Origin of the sequence: Chryseobacterium nakagawai, assembly GCF_900637665.1 — a bacterium.
Lineage (GTDB): Bacteria > Bacteroidota > Bacteroidia > Flavobacteriales > Weeksellaceae > Chryseobacterium > Chryseobacterium nakagawai.
Genome location: NZ_LR134386.1, coordinates 4,676,113 through 4,696,014, shown reverse-complemented (window position 1 = coordinate 4,696,014; position 19,902 = coordinate 4,676,113). Strand labels below are relative to the sequence as shown.

The 19,902-nt window shown below is 34.8% G+C and carries 19 protein-coding genes; 12 read left to right on the top strand and 7 right to left on the bottom strand.

Annotation, left to right across the window (positions count from 1 at the left end; translation table 11 throughout):
- Positions 1 to 119: 119 nt before the first annotated feature.
- From EL260_RS21115 to EL260_RS21090, 6 genes are all read left to right on the top strand, one after another.
- On the top strand, positions 120 to 2,048 hold the full coding sequence (locus EL260_RS21115) for an ABC-F family ATP-binding cassette domain-containing protein (RefSeq protein ID WP_123857478.1): 1,929 nt from the start codon (positions 120 to 122) through the stop codon (positions 2,046 to 2,048).
- A 148-nt stretch (positions 2,049 to 2,196) separates the two neighbouring features.
- Positions 2,197 to 2,550, top strand: coding sequence for a hypothetical protein (locus EL260_RS21110; RefSeq protein WP_123857477.1), 354 nt, complete (start codon positions 2,197 to 2,199; stop codon positions 2,548 to 2,550).
- 289 nt (positions 2,551 to 2,839) lie between these two features.
- A complete protein-coding gene (locus tag EL260_RS21105; protein ID WP_185145925.1) occupies positions 2,840 to 5,224 on the top strand; it encodes a TonB-dependent receptor in 2,385 nt (794 codons plus the stop codon).
- Positions 5,225 to 5,251: 27 nt separating this feature from the next.
- Positions 5,252 to 5,803, top strand: a complete 552-nt coding sequence (locus EL260_RS21100; protein WP_123857476.1) for a hypothetical protein — start codon at positions 5,252 to 5,254, stop codon at positions 5,801 to 5,803.
- Between the two features lie 175 nt (positions 5,804 to 5,978).
- Positions 5,979 to 7,313: a trigger factor gene (locus EL260_RS21095; protein WP_123857475.1), complete on the top strand. Its 1,335-nt coding sequence runs from the start codon at positions 5,979 to 5,981 to the stop codon at positions 7,311 to 7,313.
- Between the two features lie 171 nt (positions 7,314 to 7,484).
- Complete coding sequence (locus EL260_RS21090; protein ID WP_123857474.1) at positions 7,485 to 8,171, top strand: hypothetical protein; 687 nt, start codon at positions 7,485 to 7,487, stop codon at positions 8,169 to 8,171.
- Positions 8,172 to 8,366: 195 nt separating this feature from the next.
- Here the strand turns inward: EL260_RS21090 and EL260_RS21085 are convergent, their stop codons facing one another.
- Positions 8,367 to 8,951 carry a DUF3109 family protein gene (locus EL260_RS21085; protein WP_123857473.1) on the bottom strand — a complete coding sequence of 195 codons (585 nt, stop codon included), beginning with the start codon at positions 8,949 to 8,951 and terminating at the stop codon, positions 8,367 to 8,369.
- Positions 8,952 to 8,957: 6 nt separating this feature from the next.
- Entirely contained in the window at positions 8,958 to 9,863 is a 906-nt protein-coding gene (locus EL260_RS21080) for a DUF6427 family protein (protein ID WP_123857472.1), read from the bottom strand.
- Between the two features lie 42 nt (positions 9,864 to 9,905).
- Between EL260_RS21080 and EL260_RS21075 the strand changes: the two genes are divergently transcribed.
- Positions 9,906 to 10,139, top strand: a complete 234-nt coding sequence (locus tag EL260_RS21075; RefSeq protein WP_123857471.1) for a DUF6341 family protein — start codon at positions 9,906 to 9,908, stop codon at positions 10,137 to 10,139.
- A 79-nt stretch (positions 10,140 to 10,218) separates the two neighbouring features.
- On the opposite strand, the gene EL260_RS21070 is transcribed toward EL260_RS21075, so the two are convergent.
- The 5 genes from EL260_RS21070 to EL260_RS21050 form a co-directional block, all read right to left on the bottom strand.
- Positions 10,219 to 10,662 (bottom strand): universal stress protein, encoded by a 444-nt coding sequence (locus EL260_RS21070; protein WP_123857470.1) that lies wholly within the window; start codon positions 10,660 to 10,662, stop codon positions 10,219 to 10,221.
- 59 nt (positions 10,663 to 10,721) lie between these two features.
- Positions 10,722 to 11,327 (bottom strand): fumarylacetoacetate hydrolase family protein, encoded by a 606-nt coding sequence (locus tag EL260_RS21065; RefSeq protein ID WP_123857469.1) that lies wholly within the window; start codon positions 11,325 to 11,327, stop codon positions 10,722 to 10,724.
- A gap of 81 nt (positions 11,328 to 11,408) precedes the next feature.
- Positions 11,409 to 11,810 (bottom strand): putative signal transducing protein, encoded by a 402-nt coding sequence (locus EL260_RS21060; protein WP_123857468.1) that lies wholly within the window; start codon positions 11,808 to 11,810, stop codon positions 11,409 to 11,411.
- 2 nt (positions 11,811 to 11,812) lie between these two features.
- Positions 11,813 to 12,577, bottom strand: coding sequence for a 3'-5' exonuclease (locus EL260_RS21055; protein WP_123857467.1), 765 nt, complete (start codon positions 12,575 to 12,577; stop codon positions 11,813 to 11,815).
- A 59-nt stretch (positions 12,578 to 12,636) separates the two neighbouring features.
- The gene (locus EL260_RS21050; RefSeq protein WP_123857466.1) at positions 12,637 to 13,350 is read right to left on the bottom strand and encodes a CDP-alcohol phosphatidyltransferase family protein; all 714 of its coding nucleotides are present in this window, start codon (positions 13,348 to 13,350) and stop codon (positions 12,637 to 12,639) included.
- Between the two features lie 89 nt (positions 13,351 to 13,439).
- On the opposite strand from EL260_RS21050, the gene EL260_RS21045 reads away from it, so the two are divergent.
- The 5 genes from EL260_RS21045 to EL260_RS21025 all read left to right on the top strand — a co-directional run bounded on the left by EL260_RS21045 (position 13,440) and on the right by EL260_RS21025 (position 19,899).
- Positions 13,440 to 15,368 (top strand): LTA synthase family protein, encoded by a 1,929-nt coding sequence (locus tag EL260_RS21045; protein ID WP_123857465.1) that lies wholly within the window; start codon positions 13,440 to 13,442, stop codon positions 15,366 to 15,368.
- Between the two features lie 122 nt (positions 15,369 to 15,490).
- Positions 15,491 to 15,910 (top strand): DUF2147 domain-containing protein, encoded by a 420-nt coding sequence (locus EL260_RS21040; protein WP_123857464.1) that lies wholly within the window; start codon positions 15,491 to 15,493, stop codon positions 15,908 to 15,910.
- Positions 15,911 to 16,261: 351 nt separating this feature from the next.
- A complete protein-coding gene (locus EL260_RS21035; RefSeq protein WP_123857463.1) occupies positions 16,262 to 17,242 on the top strand; it encodes a pyruvate dehydrogenase complex E1 component subunit beta in 981 nt (326 codons plus the stop codon).
- Between the two features lie 123 nt (positions 17,243 to 17,365).
- Entirely contained in the window at positions 17,366 to 19,357 is a 1,992-nt protein-coding gene (locus EL260_RS21030; RefSeq protein ID WP_123857462.1) for a KUP/HAK/KT family potassium transporter, read from the top strand.
- A gap of 68 nt (positions 19,358 to 19,425) precedes the next feature.
- The gene (locus tag EL260_RS21025) at positions 19,426 to 19,899 is read left to right on the top strand and encodes a Fur family transcriptional regulator (protein ID WP_002976876.1); all 474 of its coding nucleotides are present in this window, start codon (positions 19,426 to 19,428) and stop codon (positions 19,897 to 19,899) included.
- The last annotated feature ends 3 nt before the right edge of the window (positions 19,900 to 19,902 follow it).

Genomic DNA, 19,902 nt, shown 5'->3' with positions numbered 1-19,902 from the left:
AAAATTGACTGATAAAAAACCAGCTAAAATGGTCAGTTTTTTTATTTCTGGGCTATTCATTTCTTTTTCCGTATTTTTGCACCCGAAAATTCATTATTCATTACTAATTATCAATTAAAATGCTTTCGGTTCAAAGTTTAGGATTACATCATTCAGGAAATTATTTATTTCAAAACGTAAATTTCACCATTAAAAAGGATGATAAAGTAGGGCTCGTAGGAAAAAATGGAGCAGGAAAATCTACTTTATTAAAAATGCTGTCCGGAGAAATTAACTTCTACGAAGGAGAAGTGATTAAAGAGGGAAGTGTTACCATTGGTTTCCTGAAACAGGATCTTGACTTCGTAAAAGGAAGAACAGTGTGGGCGGAAACTATGCAGGCGTTTGAGCAAATTAATGCATGGAAAAATGAGCTTGAAGAGGTTAATCATCAAATGACGACAAGAACCGACTACGAAAGTGATTCCTACACGGATTTGATTAATAAAATGACCGAACTGAATGACCTTTTAATGAACCATGACGCTTACAATCTGGAAGGCGATATGGAAAAAGTGCTCTTTGGTTTAGGGTTTAAAGCTGACGATTTTCAAAAAATAACTGATGAATTTTCAGGGGGATGGAGAATGAGAATCGAATTGGCAAAACTGCTTCTTCAAAAGAATGACATTATGCTTCTCGATGAGCCTACCAACCACCTGGATATGGAATCTATCATTTGGCTGGAAAACTTCTTAAAAGATTATCCGGGAGCTATTGTTCTTGTAAGTCACGATAAACAGTTTATGACTGCTGTTTGTAACCGTACTTTTGATATCAATAATAAGAAGGTTGATGACTATAAAGCCAACTATACCAAATATCTTGTAATGCGTGAAGACCGCCGTGAAAAATTGATTCAAGCTAAAAAGAATCAGGATGCGGAAATCAAGCAGATGGAAGATAACATTAATAAGTTCCGTGCAAGTGCTACCAAAGCCTCTTTTGCACAGTCTCTTATTAAGAAATTAGACAAAATTGAGCGTATTGAAGTAGATAACGAAGACGTTTCAAAATTCAATATCCGTTTCGTACAGTCTATGGTTCCGGGAAAAGTAATTTTTGAAGCAGAAAAGCTTGGAAAAGCTTATGGTAAGAAACAGATTTTTGATGATGTAGATTTTATTGTTCAAAGAGGAGATAGAATTGCCCTTTTAGGACAGAACGGACAAGGAAAAACAACCTTGGCCAAAATTTTAGCTGGAGATATCAAAGACTACTCAGGAATCTGGAATCTTGGACACAATGTAAATATCGGGTATTTTGCCCAAAACCAGGAAGAAGTTTTAACACCGAATAAAACAGTTCTTGAAGAAGCAGAAGATGCTGCTACGGAAGAAACAAGACCAAGAGTAAGAGACTTATTAGGATCTTTCCTATTCCAGGGAGATGCTGTTAGCAAGAAAACGAAAGTACTTTCCGGGGGAGAAAGAAACCGTCTGGCACTTTGTAAACTGTTACTTCGTCCTTTCAATACATTGATTATGGATGAACCTACCAATCACTTGGATATTCAGTCTAAGGAGATCATTAAGTTGGCATTACAGAATTTTGAAGGTACATTGATCGTAATCTCTCACGACAGAGAATTTCTTCAGGGACTTTGTGATAAAATCTATGAATTCCGTGATGGGAAGATGAAAGAATTCCTTGGAGACATCAATGAATATCTTGAGTACAGACAAAAAGAAACCATCAGAGAGATTTCCGCAGAAAAGGCTAAACTTCATAGTGATGTGAAGGAAGAACCTAAGAAGGTAGAAGAAAAACCTGTTGTTAGCGACAGTCAAGTATCCAATATTGTCAGCAAGGAACAAAAAAATATTCAGAATAAAATTAAAAAAGTAGAAGAGAAAATTTCCGAACTTGAAGCCAAAGTAGAAGAAATGGAAGCTTCTTTCGCTAAAGAAAATCCTTCCGAAGAAACTTTAGAAAAATATAATAAAGCTAAAGAAGAGCTGGATAGTGCTCTACAGGAATGGGAATACTTAGGAACTCAACTTGATTAATTAATCATATAAATGCTTCATAATTTTCTTTTTGAAGCATTTTTTTTGTAACAAAATAATATACTTTTCTACTTATCAAAAATGAACTGTAAAAGTAATTTAATGGAAGTTGTAGCTGAAAATTAAATTATTTTCATAATTTTGAACCATGATTAAAGAAAGCAGAAATTTAAAAGTATTTATCTCCAGGCTATTGTTTGGGGTGTACTTCATCGCGCTGCTTTCTCAGAGCTTTCATCATCACGAATCGGTAGATTATTTTAAAGCATTTAATTTTAAAAAAGTCGAAAATTCTGTAACGAAAGCAATTACTAAAGAGAAAGCGGGTGACTGTCTGGCCTGCCACTTTTTGGTGACCGGACACACATTAGCTCCTGAAGAATTTAGCTTTAGCTTTGAGCATTATACGCACGAAGTAAAGCAAATGATCGCTATTCAGGAAAAAATCTGGTCTCAGACCAAATTTAACTTTCAGCTTCGGGGACCGCCCACAATTTCCTAATCAATACATTCTTATTGGGTTTACAGCTCTATATTCTAGAGTTTTATGAAGATTTGAAGTCTAATGTTTAAAGTAGTTGAAAAACAACAGTCGATTTTTAATAAGTAATACTACTGGTTAAAAATACTCAGTTACTTACTTCTATTATACTTAACTTCATCATTGTCATTATTAATAATACATTTTACATGCATATTATGCATCGTATCATGAATCCAAACCCATTCAATAAATTTTTAACGAAAAATGTACCTATTATGAAAAGGGTACGCAATCAATCTATTTTACAATGAAATTGATATATTGCCTGTTGCTGATCTTTTGTGGATCAGTATTTACGAGTGCACAGAAAACGTATACTGTACAAGGAACGGTTCAGGATTTTCATGATAAAACCATGCTGGAAAATGCAGTGGTGAAAATTGGAAATCTTACAGCCAAAACAGATAAAAAAGGAGTATTTTCCTTTGATAAAGTCCCTGCAGGGAAGTATACACTCATTGCAAAACATCCTGATTGCAATGATTATACTGAAAATATAGGAGTTGATCAGGATCTTCATATTACCATTATTTTAGAACATCATTCAGGTGATATAGAAACCATTACTTTACATGGAAGCCATAAAAATAAAGGTTCTGTAGTAATGAAAACACTGGATAAAACAGAGATTGAAAGAAACTCCACGGAAAACCTTGGGAATATTCTTTCGAAAATTTCAGGAGTTTCAGCGTTGAAAACAGGGAATAATATCACAAAACCTGTGATACATGGTCTTTATGGAAGCCGTATTTCTATCATGAATAATGGAGTGAAGCTTGCAGAACAGGAATGGGGAGCAGAGCACGCACCCAATGTGGATGTGAATGACTTTGAACATATAGATGTTATCAAAGGAGCATCCGCTTTAAAATATGGAAATGATGGAGTGGCAGGAGTTGTTCTTTTAGAACCTGCAATTCCTCCAAAGAAAGATACGATCATGGGGAATGTGAAGCTTTCAGGAATTTCCAATGGAAAAGGAGGCGAAATTTCAGCCAATGTACTTAAGGCCTGGAAAAATGAATGGTTTGTGAAAGCAGGAGGAAGTTATAAGAAGCTAGGAGATTTATACATTCCGCATCATACGCTTCAAAATACCGGAGTGGAAACTAATTCTTTCAATTTTTCATTTGGGAATCATGGTTTTATGCAGGGGTTTGATGTTTCCTACAGCGGAACTAACCAGGATTTTGGAATTTATAGAGGAGCGCATCTTGGAAACGGGTATGATATCTATAAAGCAATGACGTTGGGACAACCTTATTTTCTGGATGATTTTGGATATAATATAGGTTATCCGAAACAGACTGTGGAACATCATATTGCGAAGATTTCTGCCTATAGACGTTTTGCAGATTTTGGTAAAATTACTTTTCAATATAGTTTTCAGTTAAACAGACGTAAAGAATATGATATCAGAAAAGGAGACTTGAAAGATACTCCTTCTATGGATTTAAGGCTGATTACCCATTCGGCAAGCCTTACTCATCTTATTGAGCGTTCAAAATGGAGCCTTGAAAGTGGGATTTCAGGAGGATTTCAGGATAATTATCCTAACCCTGCTACAGAAGTAAGACGCTTAATTCCGGATTATTACCGTTATGATGCAGGAGCATTTTCTGTTTTTAAATACCGTTTTACTCCAAAACTGAATGCAGAAGCTGGAGTGAGATATGATTTTAGCAGATATGATTCTTATAAATATTATGATGCTAAAGAATGGAATGATAAATATGCAGCTGTTTTTCCACAATTTTATGTGAAAGAGAGTGGAAGCAGAATATTATCTCGTCCAATTATTGACAATCATAACTTCTCGGCTAATGTAGGGTTGAATTATAACCCTTCTAAAAGCTTTGATATCAAATTTAATTTTTCAAGAATGAGCAGAACACCGAATCCTGCGGAATTATTTGCAGATGGGCTTCATCATTCTGCTGCCATTATTGAAAAAGGAGATTTAAGAATCAAAAAAGAAGAGATTTATAATGCTAACCTTTCATTAACAGGGCGTTTCAATGTTTTGAAAGGATTACAGATAGAGGCTAATCCTTATATTATTTTCTCTGATAGTTTCATTAATCAAATGCCGGTGGAAATTCAGAATACAAGTAGAGGAACCTTTGCGGTTTGGGCATATCAGCAGGTAAAAGCCAGAATGTACGGAATAGATGCTGATGCACAGCTTAATATTTTGGATAATTTGAAATGGACTACCAATTTCAGTGCTTTGAGAGGAGATGATTTGACGAATAATGAACCTCTTATTCTCATGATGCCTATGAATCTTAGAAATTCATTGGAGCTGAAACTAAACAAACCTACTAATTTCTATATCAGACTGGAAAATGAAAATGTATTTAAGCAAAATCGTTTCCCTATCAGAGATCAGTCGGTACAGTTTATAGAGGATGGAGAAATGGTAACTAAAATCATAGATTACAGTACTCCTCCTGCCGGATTTTCAATATTTCACGCATCTATAGGTACAGATCTTTTCAAAAACATGAATCTGAATTTCAGAATCAACAATATTTTTAACAAAGAGTACAAGGAATATCTTAACAGATTGAGATATTATATGCCGGAACCGGGAAGAAACTTTGTGGTTACTCTTAAATACAATTTTTAACTCTTATTATTTAAAATTTAAATTACAATGAAAAAATTATTCAATATATCACTATTATTATTCGCTGCTGTTCTATTGTTTTCCTGCCGTGACGGGAATGATATTCCTGAAGATATTCATGAGCATGAAGAAGTGGGGCAGGTGATTGTGACAGCTACGAATAAGGCTGATGGAACAAAACAAACCGTAACAGTTACTAACGGCCAGACAACAGACCATTTTCATCTTACTCAAGGAGCAACATATGCTGTAGATGTTAATTTCCAGATTAAGCATGGAGATCATTACCATGATGCAGAGGAAATTATAGAAGAAAAAGATATGCACTTTGTTACCTATAAATTCTCAGGAGCAGATATTAAAGTAAAAAGAACAGCTGATGACGTGGTAAGAACTGATGGTAAGAAATTGGGACTTAAAACTGAATGGACAGTAGCTACCGCTGCAGCAGGTAAAGCAAACATTACCCTTGTACACGGAGCAACTGCTGTGAATGACAACTCACCTTCAGCAGATAACCAACAGGGAAGTACTGTGGGCGGTGAAAGCGATGTAGATATCTTCATTGATTTTCATTAATTAAGAAGTAAGCTCTCCCAAGAAAAGAGCATACATATCGTCATATTAATTTGGAGAAACCACTGAAAAATTCAGTGGTTTTTTTATTTAACAATATTTGGCTGTATTAGTTGATTTTAAATGGGTGATTCTAATAAAAAATTCATATTTTTGCAACCTAAAATTTTAATCAATAATGAAGGTTACCGCACAAAACCATGATGATGTAAGTGCATTACTTACTGTAACATTGGAGAAATCTGACTACAAAGAAAAAGTAGAAAAGCAATTGATTAATTATGCTAAAAATGCGCAAGTTCCTGGGTTCAGAAAAGGGAAAGTGCCTTTGAGTATGGTTAAAAAACAATATGAAGCAGGAATTGCATTTGAAGAAATCAACAGACAGGTTTCTGATGCTTTGAACAACTATGTTAACGAAAACAAGTTAAGATTAGTTGGTCAGCCTATTCCTCAGCCTGTAAACGAATTAGATTACAATGCTGATCAGGTAACAGTTGCTTTCGAAGTAGGATATGAACCTGCATTCACTATAGATTTAGCTAAATATGAAGCACCTCACTACAAAGTAGAAGCTTCTGAAAAAGAAATCAGCAAGAGTATTGAAAACATGCAGAAGCGTTTCGCTGAGCAGGTTCCTCAAGATAAAATCACTAAAGATTCTTACATCGCTTTAGAAGTTTCTCAAGTTGTGGAAGAAGATGCTGAAGGAGAGCACCACCACCACCCAAAGAACGTTACCATTACAGGTGAAAACAAAGAAGCTTTCAAATTAGTAAAAGCTTTGAAAATGGATGGATCTGTAAAAGTAACTAAAGAAACTCTTGCAGGTGATGAAGAATTAGCTAAAGAATTAGGGTTCGGAAAAGAAGAAGTTGAACACTTACACCACAATGAAATTGAAGTGAAAGTAAAAGACTTCTATTCATTAAACTTAGCTGAACTTAACCAGGAGTTATTCGACAAAGTATACGGAGAAGGGAACATTACATCTGAAGACGAGCTTAAAGACAAAGTTAAGACTGAATTAGATGAGTATTTCCAACAAAATGCTGATGTTCACTTCGTGAATAAAGTATTAGAGCAAGTTACTGAAAAAGAAGAAGTATCACTTCCTGAAACTTTCTTAGTAAAATGGTTAATGTTCTCTAACCAGAACGTTCAGTCTGAAGATCAGGCTAAAGAAATCCTTGAAGCTGAGAAAAACCAATTGAGATACCAGATCATCGAAGGTAAATTGATGACTGATAACGAAATCAACCTTGACTATGCTGATGTATTGGCACAAGCTGAGCAATTAGTGAAAAACCAATTGGCTATCTACGGAATCCACCACCTAGGTGATGAAGAGATCCAAAAATACGCTGTTGAAATGTTGAAAGATCAGGAGCAAGTAAGACAAATCTCTTCTGAAGTTGCTATGGCTAAACTAAAAGATGTAATTCTTGAAAAAGCTAGCAAAAAAGAAACTAAAATTTCGCACGACGAATTTTTAGAAGAGCTTAAAAAATAATTATACTCAGATATAAATATTTCAGAACCGTCAATTTTTTGGCGGTTTTTTTATTTAAAAAATTTTCTAGGCTTTCTCTGAGTTATTTAGGCATCCCTTATTGCCCCATTATTTATAATTTACCTATGTCCGCCAATATTCCTATATTTACCCTTTAAACTTATTATATATATGAAAAAGATCATCATTCCATTTTTCTGTGCCGTACTTTTCTCTGTTCCGGCAGCAGCTCAGAAGAAAGATGCCGCTTCTGTAAAAACGGAGGCTGCCAAATCAACCTTAACAGCTAAAGAAGTATTAGATAATTACTTTAAGGCATTGGGAGGAAAAGAAAAATTAGAAGCCGTAAAAACGCTTTATATGGAAAATATCATGTCTGCTCAGGAAATGAAGATTACCATGACTACCAAAAAAATGGGAAATAAATTCAAGTCTGTACAGGCACTGATGGGAAAGCAGATGGTTCAGTTTTTCGATGGTGAAAAAGGATATTTTGATCAGATGGGAAACAAAACGGCAATTCCTGCGGATAAAGTTGCTGAGCTGAAAAAGGCAAAACCGGTAGATGCATTGGCTTTTGATGGGGCTACTTTTCAAAATGTTACTGTAGAAAAACTGGATGGTAAAGATTACAATGTTTTGTCTTCAGATAAAGGACAGTTTTATTTTGATGCTGCTACAGGACTTTTATATAAGACAATTGCTGGAGAAGGAAATGTAACGATAAAGAGTTATATGACTGTAGACGGATTACAATTCCCTGCTGATGTAGATGCAGAAGGATCAGGTCAGGAAGTGAATATTAAAACCACTAAGATTACAGTTAATTCCGGAGTAACGGATGCTGATTTCAAATAGTTAAAAAAGTAATGAACCAGAGACTGGAAGCTGGAAGTTATTGAGAGTAATTAATAATTGTAATCCTTACTTAATTTTTCCAAGATTATTGGTTAAGATTATAAGTAATTAATAGTTCAATACTAACCTCCATCACCCATCACTTACATAAAAAAGCCGGAAATAATTCCGGCTTTTTTATTTGAAGAGGGTTGTTTATGAACCATATTCTTTCTTCCATTCATCGGCAGCTCCGCTCAGAACAGTGTAAAATTCTTCACCGTACTTTCTGATCAACGGAGTTTTCAGGAATTTATAAACAGGAACCTGAAGCTCTTTTCCAAGCGTACAGGCATCGCTGCAAACATTCCATTCATGATAATTTAAAGCCGTAAATGCAGAATACTCTGTAACACGGATAGGGTATAGGTGACATGAAATAGGTTTTTGCCAGTCTACGGCTCCATCTTCATATGCTTTTTCAATACCACATTTTGTAATTCCTTTCTCATCAAAAGTTACATAAGCACATTCGCGGTTTTCCACCATGGGAGTAACATACATTCCGTCGTGTGGATCGGTAGTCCATGTACCTTGTTCCTCAAGCGCTTTAATGCCCTCCTGAGTAAGGTAAGGTTTGATTTTATCAAAAATACCGTCCAGTATTTCAAGCTCATTTTTGTCCAGTGGAGCTCCAACATCACCTTCCACACAACATGCCCCCTTACATTTGGTAAGGTTGCACACAAATTCTTCGGAAAAGATTTCCTCAGAAATCAATTTATCGTCTATCTGAATCATAATTTTTTAAAATAAATCAAAATACGTACCTGCTTTAAAGGTAAGTAAACTCAAAATAATAAGCCATAAGCCGGCCTCCTGCATCCAATATTTGGGTAAGAATCTCATCATTCTGCTTAGAATAATACTTGACGGAAATGCCAGAAGCAGCAAGTATTCGTAGCTTTTATTCATGTATAGAATGATGCTAACAAGCTGAGCTAAAGAAAAGACCAGTAGAAAAGTATATTTATATCTGCTTATCGGGCTTTTCTTATTATAATTTTGAAAATGGTCATATACCGCATAAATAAGCATCAATGCCACGGGAACTAACGGGAATAATTCTGTATAATCTGTTACTGGTTTCATTTTTCCAAATGGAAAATAATCAATATTCCATGAAGTGAACTGAATGAAATACATCACAGAGAAATAGCTGAATGCAATCATAATAACCCCTAAAAGGAATCTGAACAAGTTGAGACCTACTTTGGCAGAGGTTGCAATCACATGAATAATTACAAAGACAGCCATGGGCCATGTGGTTGGAAGGAAAATAAAGTTTAATGCTACGATGGCACCCACCAATACATAAGACTTCTTCCTTATATCTTCATCCGCACTGGTTAAAAGTAAGATCAGGAAGGAGTTGGTTAACAGTGAAACTGCAATTCCTATATCTAAATTTCCCGGATACAGTCCAAAAATAAAAAATGTATATAAGAATAAGGGAAGATGAGTCTGATAATTAAGGGCAATGCTATGAAAACAAAAATATCCCAAGGCAATTCCCAGAAAAGTAATTCCGGCAATAATTGCCTCATAAGTATTGAAATTCAGTATGTTAAATATTACGACTACTAAAAGAAGACAACCAATATAAACAGGAATTGAAAAAATATTGCTTTCTTTTGAAAGTAATTTAAACATTTTTTATAAATTTGTACAAAGTTAATTTAAAAAAGGAAAATAATGACGTCTTTCTTTCTATTCTTAAGCAAAGTTTTCAAATCGAGTTTCGGGTTCTTTGATGCTTTTGGAAATGTTTTAAACTGGATTCTATTTATAGTTTGCTGTGTATTATTTACTTACTGGTGCTACGTACTGGTAGTAACCCTAGGTGGTGATAAAGATAAAGATTATTATTCCCCAACGGAAGGTAAGAATCCTTACTACGATCCGAAAATCTACAAAAAAGAAGGTTAATTAATTGGTTATATAGTAAAAAACCGATCAAATAATTTATTTGATCGGTTTTTTTATTACTAACGATTAAAATTTTCTTTTACTTGGTCTCGTGGATAGGAAGAACCAAAACAGGAATACTTGAACTTTTCGTTAGCCCTTTGGTAAGGCTTCCTACAAATACATCGTAAATTCCGCTTCTTCCATGTGATCCCATCACAATATAATCTGCATTTTTTGCTTTGGCATGTTCAAGGATTATATCTTTTGCTAGTCCTTGTTTTAAAAGATGTTCACAATCGATATCATGGGCGATAATTCTTTGCTCAATTTTATTAAGCTGAACCAATTCTTCCCTGATTTCATTCGCTTCCACTTCCGGAAAATATTGAAATCCCATATCACCAATGGCAAAGCCGATATCTGATGGTGCAACATGGATTAGGTAAATTCTACCATTAAGTTGTTTTGCAAATTTTATGGCACCTTCCACCAGTTGGTCTGTCTTGTCCCCAAAATCTACGGGTAATACAATATTTATCATAACCTTTCATTTTGTTATCTAAAGATATGAAAAATTTACCAGACTTTTATGTTAAATACTTATAATATTCGGATATCAAGGATTTTTTCGCTTTCAAGATAAGCTTCCAGAATATCATTTTCATCTACTTTTCCAACACCTTTTGGAGTACCGGTAAAAATAAGGTCCCCTACTCTTAAAGTGAAATATTGAGAAACAAAAGCAATAATATCATCAATGCTGAATAGCATGTCTTTGGTATTACCATCCTGAACCTTATCTTTATTCTTTAATAATGAAAAAGAAAGGTTGTCAAGCTTAAAATTTTCTTTTTTGAAGAAGTTTCCTACAACAGCAGAACCATCAAATCCTTTTGAAAGCTCCCATGGTAATCCTTTTGATTTTAATTCGCTCTGAAGATCGCGGGCAGTAAAGTCAATTCCTAAAGTCAATTCTTCGTAATGTTTATGAGCTACTTCTTTCTGGATATATTTTCCTCCTTTTGATACCTTTACCACTACTTCCAGTTCATAGTGGATATCATTAGAGAATTCTGGAATATAAAAATCATTTCCCTTTAAAACTGCCGTATCCGGCTTCATAAAAATAACAGGATTCTCAGGAATTTCGTTTCCTAATTCTTTAGCATGCTCGCTGTAATTTCTTCCTATGCAAATGATCTTCATAATTCTTTATTTATTTTGGGACTGCGTCATTATGAGAAATGAGGCAATCCTATGATTAATGTAAAAATTTTATTGGAGTACTTATTCATGAGTAAACTCATTCCCACAATAGTAACACACAAATTTATGGCTTGTCAGAAATGAGATTCCAAAGAAACTGGTAGCCCTGTCATCTCTGTAAATATGATTAGAACCACACTCTGGACATACAAAATCAAATTCCGGATTTTCAATAGTATGTTCTACTTCCAATGAGTATTGTTCATTGTCTTTATAATCCTGTAGAACCTGGCCCGCTTTTTCCCGGTCTTCTTCAAAAACCTGAAGCTGAATACCACCTACAGCCTGAGAGAGCAGCCAATCCGATTGAATAAGCTGTTCATTGGCTATGAAACTGTTGATTCCGTTTTCAGCCAGAATCTGTTTATCCCTATTCGCTTCCAGGGCCGTTTCATAAAATTTAAAAGAAACCAGATCAGACATATTTAAAATCTACTTGATAGTTGAATTTTGGTGAATACTTTTTTGGTATACAGCGGGAAATCTGCGTTCTGAAGCCATGCAAAGTATCCAAGATCCTTCTGGAACACAGCTTTTACTCCCTGTCCTTTATATTTTCCGAAGTTGAAGACCTCTTCCTGCTTATCATTATATCCGATAAATCCGGCAAGGTCTGCATTTTTATTATGGAAAGTGAACTCGCTTAATGGAGCAATTTCATTCGGAATGTCATCATATTTTCCTACCTGAGCATCCAGTACTTCAAAAGTAGCCATTACATCCGCTTCTGCTGAGTGTGCATTTTCCAGTGTTTTTCCACAGTAAAACTGATACGCAGCACCTAAATTTCTAGGTTCTTTTTTATGGAAAATAGTCTGTGCATCTACCAATCTGAATTTGCTAAGGTCAAAATCCATTCCCACTCTTAGCAGCTCTTCAGCTAGAAGAGGAACGTCAAATCTGTTAGAATTAAAACCTCCCAGATCAGTGCCGGCAATCATTTCCATTACTTTAGAAGCAATTTCCTTGAAGGTAGGTGCATCTTTTACATCCTCATCATAAATCCCGTGAATTTCACTGCTTTCTTTTGGGATTGGCATTTCCGGGTTCACACGCCATGTTTTGCTTTCTCTGGAGGTATCAGGATTTACTTTTAAGATACAAATTTCAACAATTTTGTCTTTTCCGATGTTGGTTCCAGTCGTTTCCAGATCAAAAATGCAAAGGGGTTTATGGAGTTTTAAGTTCATGTGTATAATTAATAATTTGAAAATGTGTTAATGTTAAAAATAAGAGTTCTCTCTGATTTCTATTTTAATTGTCTTTGAAAAATAAGTGATACCAATATATAATAGATGACCAGCATCGGAATTCCCACAATCTTGAAGATGGAAAGAATAGCAATCCCGCCAATCAATAATACTACTTTTGGATAGTTATCTTTTAGTGTTTTAGATTTAAACTTCATCGCCATCATTTTAATCGGGCTGATAAGAAGCCATGACGTAAGGAATGTAAGAATGATAAGAATGACTGCGTTTTCAAACAGGAAGCTAAAAGTTCCGGTTTCCTTAAAAGCATAATACAATCCAAATAATAAGACGGTATTAGTAGGTGTATTTAATCCTTTAAAATAATATCTCTGTTCCTCATCAAGATTGAAGATTGCGAGTCTTAAACAAGAGAAAACAGTTACTACCAGACCAATATACTTAATTTCAAAAGGGAAATGAAGTCCAAGAAGCTCAGTTCCAAATGGCTCAAGTGCTTTATACATGGTAAGCCCGGGGATAACTCCGAAGCTCACCATATCCGCAAGAGAATCAAGCTGAAGTCCAAGATTAGAGTTTGATTTTAAGGCTCTGGCTACAAAACCATCAAAAAAATCGAAAATTGAGGAGAGTACAAGGCATAGTGCCGTTGTTTGATAGTCTCCTAAAATAAGATGTATTACACCCACGCAGCCAGCAAATAGATTAGCCAGGGTTAAGGCATTAGCCAGATTATTCTTTATAAAATCCATAAGTACAAAATTACAGTTTTTAAAAATTCTAACTCAAAATAATATGCACTAAAAAACGCAATAAAGTGATTTTGATGTAAATTTGCCGCATGAAATTTTTAAAAGGATTTAGAAAACAGGAAGTTCTGGCATTGCTGTACAGGATTTTTTTAGCCTATGCTTTTTATCAGATCGCAAGACTTTTATTCTGGTATTTTAATAAAGATCTTATTAAAGTAGACTCTGTTTCAGAGTATCTTAAACTGGCTTACCATGGTACGGCTTTCGATACCACGGCTATATTGTATGTTAATGCATTATTTATATTATTAAGCCTTCTGCCATTGGTTATTAATACTAAGAAAGGATTTCAGAAAGTCCTTTTCTGGATTTATTTTCTGACGAATGGATTGGCTTATGGTATGAATTTCGGAGATTTTATTTATTATAAGTTCTCCCAATCAAGGCTTACTTCAGCAGTATTTCAGGTAGCAGAGCATGAATCCAATGTTTCCCAGACGCTCATGATTTCTGTTGGTCAGCATCCTTTTGTGCTGATTTGGTTTATTGTTTTAATGGGATTATGGGTTTTCCTGTATAAAAAAGTAAAGGTTGATGAAGCAAAACCGACTCAATTGCTTCCTTATTTTTTATCTTCCATCGTTACTTTGTGTATCACAGCAGTTTTGGTAGTAGGAGGAATCAGAGGAGATTTCAAACACAGTACAAGGCCAATCAATATGGTGGATGCCACGCGTTTTGTAGCCAATCCATTGCAGGGAAATTTGGTTCTCAACAGTACATTCTCATTCTTCAGAACTCTCAATACTAATAATTTTAAGGAAGTTCATTTTGTAGATCAGAAGTATATTGAGGAATATGTTCAACCATATAAACAATACGACAGAAAAGTAGAAAACCGACCCAATATTGTAATTTTCATAGTAGAATCTTTTGGGAGAGAGTATTCAGGAGCATTTAATAAAGATAAAAATATTAAAGATTACGTTTCTTACACTCCGTTTATGGATAGTTTGGCAACGCAAAGTCTTATTTTTCCAAACACGTTTGCTAACGGAAGACAATCTATTCACGGAATGAGTAGTGTGTTGGCAGGAATTCCGAGTCTTACGGATGCTTTTACAGGTTCTCCATACTCCAATCAAAAAATTCAGTCTATTGTTTCTGTCTGTAATGATCTGGGCTATGATACCTCTTTCTACCACGGAGCTCCAAATGGCTCTATGGGATTCCTTGGATTTGGTAATATCTTAGGATTTAAACATTATTTTGGGAAAACAGAATACAATCATGATGAGGATTTTGATGGAATGTGGGCCATCTGGGATGAACCCTTCCTTCAGTATTTTGCTAAGAATGTAGGAAAAAAACAACCTTTTATGACTACCGTTTTTACGGCGTCTTCTCACCATCCATTCAAAATTCCTGAGAAGTATCAAGGAAAATTTAAAAAAGGAAAAATAGAAATGCACGAGCCGATACAGTATACGGATTATGCAATAAAAAAATATTTTGAAACAGCTAAAAAGGAACCTTGGTTCCACAATACAATTTTTGTTTTCACAGGAGATCATACCAATCAGATTTATTATCCGGAATATGAGAAAGCGATGAACCGATTTGCTGTTCCATTGGTGTTATATTCTCCAAATCCCGTATATCAGCTTAAAGGAGAAAATCCTGAAATAGCTCAACAAATAGATATTTATCCAACACTCGCAGACTTGATTGGTTACAATAAACCTATCAGAAGCTGGGGGAGAAGTTTGGTAAGTGATAAGAAATATCCAAGTATTATGATCAATTCGGATGGAAATAATGAACAGTTTATGATTGGAAATTATATTTATCGTTTTGATGGCAAGGAAATTGTCGGAGTATATAACAAATCTGATCTTGCTCTTGAGAAGAACCTGATTGACCAGTTAAAAACACCTGAAGTAGAACAGGGAAAACAGACTGCAAAAGCATGGTATCAGGATTATATGGATAGAGTGATTAATAGAAAGTTGAATTAGGTAATCTAATTATTTGCTCTTTTATGCTTTGTATAATAAAAGTTTTTGTTCGTTAAGAATTAATTTATATTTTTATCAATACATAGAAAAGTATATTGTATTAAAATTAAAACTATAGAAATATGAAAAAAATAATGTTAACATTCGCGCTTTCTTTATTTGGTGTGATGACCTTTGCACAGATAGAAGGAAAGTGGAAGACAATAGATGATGAAACCAAACAAGCTAAATCTATTGTAGAGATCTTTAAGAAGTCAGACGGGAAGTATTACGGGAAAGTATCTCAGTTATTGATTAAACCGGCAGATCCTAACTGTACAGCTTGTAAAGATGATAGAAAAGGTAAACCAATTTTAGGATTGGAAATTATCAGAGGTTTGAAAAAAGAAGGAGATGAATTTACTGGTGGGAGTATTACTGATCCTAAAACAGGAAAAACATACAAATGTACCATTACAAAAAGCGGTGATAAGCTTAATGTAAGAGGGTATTTAGGATTATCATTATTAGGAAGAACCCAGGTTTGGGAGAAAGCTAATTAATATAAGTTTAAATAGAATTTTAAAATGGCATTTCAGAAATGGAATGTCATTTTTTCTAAAAATATGTAACGAAAATAAAATCTCTTCACCTATAGAATATAAGTACCGAGAAGAGAAAATATTTATACAATTTTTTAAACGTATTAAAAGTTTATCCACAAAATAAATGTGTTTCGATAATTCTTTCAGACTCTATTAACTTTCCTCTTGCAGCCTCTATTTCCCTTTTCCATAAAACATCCTTTTTTGAATTATTATTAATATTGAAGCATCTTGTTCAAATGAAACGCCTTTTTGTTATGTGTATAATAAAAAAACACTATTTTTGTAGTCTAAATTTTTCAAGAAAATATGGCAGAATATACTTTTCGTGAGGTAATTGCACAGGCAATGAGCGAGGAAATGCGTAAAGACGAATCCATTTACCTGATGGGGGAGGAAGTTGCAGAATATAATGGTGCATATAAAGCTTCAAAAGGAATGCTGGATGAATTTGGTCCAAAAAGAGTAATCGATACACCGATTGCAGAACTTGGATTTACAGGGATCTCTGTAGGAGCAGCAATGAATGGGAACAGACCTATCGTAGAATTTATGACATTCAATTTCTCTTTAGTAGGAATTGACCAGATTATCAATAATGCGGCGAAGATCCGTCAGATGAGTGGTGGACAGTGGAACTGCCCAATCGTATTCCGTGGACCTACTGCTTCTGCGGGACAACTAGGTGCAACTCACTCTCAGGCTTTTGAAGGTTGGTTTGCCAACTGTCCGGGGCTTAAGGTTGTAGTACCATCAAACCCTTATGACGCAAAAGGATTGTTGAAAACAGCTATTCAAGATAATGATCCAGTTATTTTCATGGAATCTGAGCAAATGTATGGTGATAAAATGGAAATTCCTGAAGAAGAGTACTACTTACCTATCGGAAAAGCAGATATCAAGAAAGAAGGTAAAGATGTTACTTTAGTTTCTTTTGGTAAGATCATGAAGTTGGCGATGCAGGCAGCTGAAGATATGGAGAAAGAAGGAATCTCTGTGGAAGTTATTGACCTTAGAACAGTTCGTCCTTTAGATTTTGATACTATTTTAGAATCTGTAAAGAAAACAAATAGATTAGTGATCTTAGAAGAAGCTTGGCCATTTGGATCAATATCTTCTGAAATTACTTATATGGTACAGCAAAAAGCATTTGATTATTTAGATGCTCCAATCAAGAGAATTACTACTCCTGATGCACCTGCACCTTACTCTGCTGCATTATTTGCAGAATGGTTCCCTAAACTTGAAAAAGTAAAAGAGGAAATCAAAAAAGCGATGTACGTTAAATAATGATAGATTATAGAGAAAAACTTCCGAAAGGAAGTTTTTTCATTTATTATATTCATGAAGAAAAATTCTTGGGGTCATAAAATTGATATAAATTTGCGCTTTTAAAAAAATAAATTGGCTGATATGGCAGAAGTTACAGAAGGCGGTCATCACTTTGACTTAAAGAAGCTTTCATTTGTAGGCGTTATAGTTTCGCTTGGAATCGTTTTCGGAGATATTGGGACCTCACCACTCTATGTAATGAAGGCGATTGTGAATGCAAGAAAAGATGGCGCTACGATGCCATTTGATGAATACATTGAAGGAGCATTATCCTGTATCATCTGGACATTGACGCTTCAGACCACCCTGAAATATGTGATTATTGCTTTAAGAGCAGATAACAAAGGGGAAGGTGGAATTCTTGCGTTGTATTCACTAGTAAAAAAACTCAAGAAAAAGTGGCTCTATGTAGTCGCCATTATTGGAGCATCCACACTCGTAGCAGATAGTGTAATTACCCCTTCCTTAACGGTGATGTCTGCAATTGAAGGGTTGAAAATCTATAATCCTGAAACTCCGGTAGTTCTCATTACTTTAGTCATTCTATTCATTATTTTTGTCGTACAGCAGTTCGGAACAGCCTCCATTGGTAAGTTCTTTGGTCCAGTGATGGTAACCTGGTTCCTTGTTTTAGGAATTTCAGGATCCATGCATATTTTTGACCATATTGAGATTATCAGAGCTTTCAATCCAATGTATGCATATAATCTGATTACGCATTCCTCAAGTGCCATTGTAATTATGGGAGCAGTATTCCTATGTACAACAGGAGCCGAAGCTTTATACTCAGATTTAGGACACTGTGGTGCAAAGAATATCAGAATCAGCTGGATTTTTGTTAAGCTTATGCTTATACTGAACTATTTAGGACAAGGATCTTGGTTGTTGGATAACTATCATCAGGTACATAATGGAGTGAATCCATTCTTTGGAATTATGCCGGAATGGGCTGTTCTACCAAGTGTAATCCTGGCTACTGCGGCAGCAATTATTGCCAGTCAGGCGGTTATTACAGGATCATTTACCATGTTCTCAGAAGCTATGTCTATTTCTTTCTGGCCGAATCAACATATTGAATATCCTTCAGGGATTAAAGGACAGATGTATATTCCTAGAATTAACTGGGGATTGATGGCTTTCTGTTTTGTAGTGGTAATATTCTTCCAGAAATCAGAACGCATGGAAGCTGCCTATGGACTTACCATTACCATTACCATGTTGATGACTACAATTCTTCTTTTATACTGGCTGAGCCGTACAAGAGTAAGTAAGATTTTTATCGCTGGTTTTGCTGTTGTATATCTGTTCCTGGAATCAGGGTTCTTCTATGCTAACGTAATTAAGTTTGTAGATGGCGGTTGGTTAACCATGGTATTAGGTGGATTTATTGCCGTATGTATGTATGCATGGTATAATGGAAGATTAATTAAAGCCAACTTCATCCAATATGTAAAAATTGATAAATACGTTTCTATCCTTAAAGACATGAAACTGGATGAATCCATTCCAAAATATGCAACAAACCTTGCCTATTTGAGCAGAGCCAAAAGAAATGATGAAGTTGAATCAAAAATTATTTATTCCATCATCAAAAAACAGCCAAAAAGAGCAGATCATTACTTTATCCTGAGTATTGTGAATCAGGAAGATCCCTATACATTTAAATATACGGTAGATGAAATTCTTCCTGGAACCGTTTATAAGATCAATTTCCTTTTAGGATTCAAAGTAGACCGAAGAATTAATGATTATTTCAACATGGTATTAAGAGACCTTATGGCAGATGGAACCATTCCTTCAAGAAGCAGCCATCCGTCTTTAAGAGCCCATAATATACCGCCGGATCTGAAATACGTAATCATTGATAACACCTATATCAACGATATACTTTTAACTGTTAAACAGAAGATTACCCTTAATATTTACAACTTTGTAAAGTATATAGGAAGTGATGACTTTAAGGCTTGGGGAGTGTCTTCTCACAACGTAGAAGTAGAATCTGCCCCTATTACGGAACTTACTGTTTATGACAATAAAATTGAACAGTCTGGGTACTTCCGTCATAACTCGTAATACTTGGAGTATTTAAACCATGCTATCTATTTAAATAAAATTCAATAAATTTGTAGATAATTTTTTTAATGGATACAATACAAAAAGAAAAAAATATAGCATTGATCAAGGATGTTTTAAGAAACTACTTATTAGAAAAAGGGTTCAGAAACACTCCTGAAAGATATACAATATTAGAAGAAATTTATAATATGGATCATCACTTTAATGTTGATGATCTGTATCTTCTGATGATGCAGAAGAAATATCATGTTTCTAAAGCAACCATTTATAATACTATTGAAATCTTTCTTGATGCTGGTTTAATCCGTAAACATCAGTTCGGAGAAAAGACCCTTACCTCTTCATCTTATGAGAAGTCTTATTTTGATAAACAACATGACCATCTGGTGATCTACAAAAAAGATTCGGATAAAGAAATTGAAGAAATTATTGAATTCTGTGACCCAAGAATCCAAGGAATCAAAGAAGCCATTGAAGAAGCATTTGGCGTAAAAATTGATTCTCATTCGCTATATTTCTATGGCACTAAGAATGACTAATTA

Coding starts and splice junctions, on each gene's coding strand:
- EL260_RS21080 (WP_123857472.1), bottom strand. CDS start 9,863: ATGTTTAAATTACTTTCAAAAGAAAGCAATATTTTTTCAATTCCTGTT.
- EL260_RS21110 (WP_123857477.1), top strand. CDS start 2,197: ATGATTAAAGAAAGCAGAAATTTAAAAGTATTTATCTCCAGGCTATTG.
- EL260_RS21100 (WP_123857476.1), top strand. CDS start 5,252: ATGAAAAAATTATTCAATATATCACTATTATTATTCGCTGCTGTTCTA.
- EL260_RS21055 (WP_123857467.1), bottom strand. CDS start 12,577: ATGAACTTAAAACTCCATAAACCCCTTTGCATTTTTGATCTGGAAACG.
- EL260_RS21115 (WP_123857478.1), top strand. CDS start 120: ATGCTTTCGGTTCAAAGTTTAGGATTACATCATTCAGGAAATTATTTA.
- EL260_RS21040 (WP_123857464.1), top strand. CDS start 15,491: ATGAAAAAAATAATGTTAACATTCGCGCTTTCTTTATTTGGTGTGATG.
- EL260_RS21025 (WP_002976876.1), top strand. CDS start 19,426: ATGGATACAATACAAAAAGAAAAAAATATAGCATTGATCAAGGATGTT.
- EL260_RS21065 (WP_123857469.1), bottom strand. CDS start 11,327: ATGAAGATCATTTGCATAGGAAGAAATTACAGCGAGCATGCTAAAGAA.
- EL260_RS21035 (WP_123857463.1), top strand. CDS start 16,262: ATGGCAGAATATACTTTTCGTGAGGTAATTGCACAGGCAATGAGCGAG.
- EL260_RS21045 (WP_123857465.1), top strand. CDS start 13,440: ATGAAATTTTTAAAAGGATTTAGAAAACAGGAAGTTCTGGCATTGCTG.
- EL260_RS21030 (WP_123857462.1), top strand. CDS start 17,366: ATGGCAGAAGTTACAGAAGGCGGTCATCACTTTGACTTAAAGAAGCTT.
- EL260_RS21070 (WP_123857470.1), bottom strand. CDS start 10,662: ATGATAAATATTGTATTACCCGTAGATTTTGGGGACAAGACAGACCAA.
- EL260_RS21095 (WP_123857475.1), top strand. CDS start 5,979: ATGAAGGTTACCGCACAAAACCATGATGATGTAAGTGCATTACTTACT.
- EL260_RS21085 (WP_123857473.1), bottom strand. CDS start 8,951: ATGATTCAGATAGACGATAAATTGATTTCTGAGGAAATCTTTTCCGAA.
- EL260_RS21050 (WP_123857466.1), bottom strand. CDS start 13,350: ATGGATTTTATAAAGAATAATCTGGCTAATGCCTTAACCCTGGCTAAT.
- EL260_RS21090 (WP_123857474.1), top strand. CDS start 7,485: ATGAAAAAGATCATCATTCCATTTTTCTGTGCCGTACTTTTCTCTGTT.
- EL260_RS21075 (WP_123857471.1), top strand. CDS start 9,906: ATGACGTCTTTCTTTCTATTCTTAAGCAAAGTTTTCAAATCGAGTTTC.
- EL260_RS21105 (WP_185145925.1), top strand. CDS start 2,840: ATGAAATTGATATATTGCCTGTTGCTGATCTTTTGTGGATCAGTATTT.
- EL260_RS21060 (WP_123857468.1), bottom strand. CDS start 11,810: ATGTCTGATCTGGTTTCTTTTAAATTTTATGAAACGGCCCTGGAAGCG.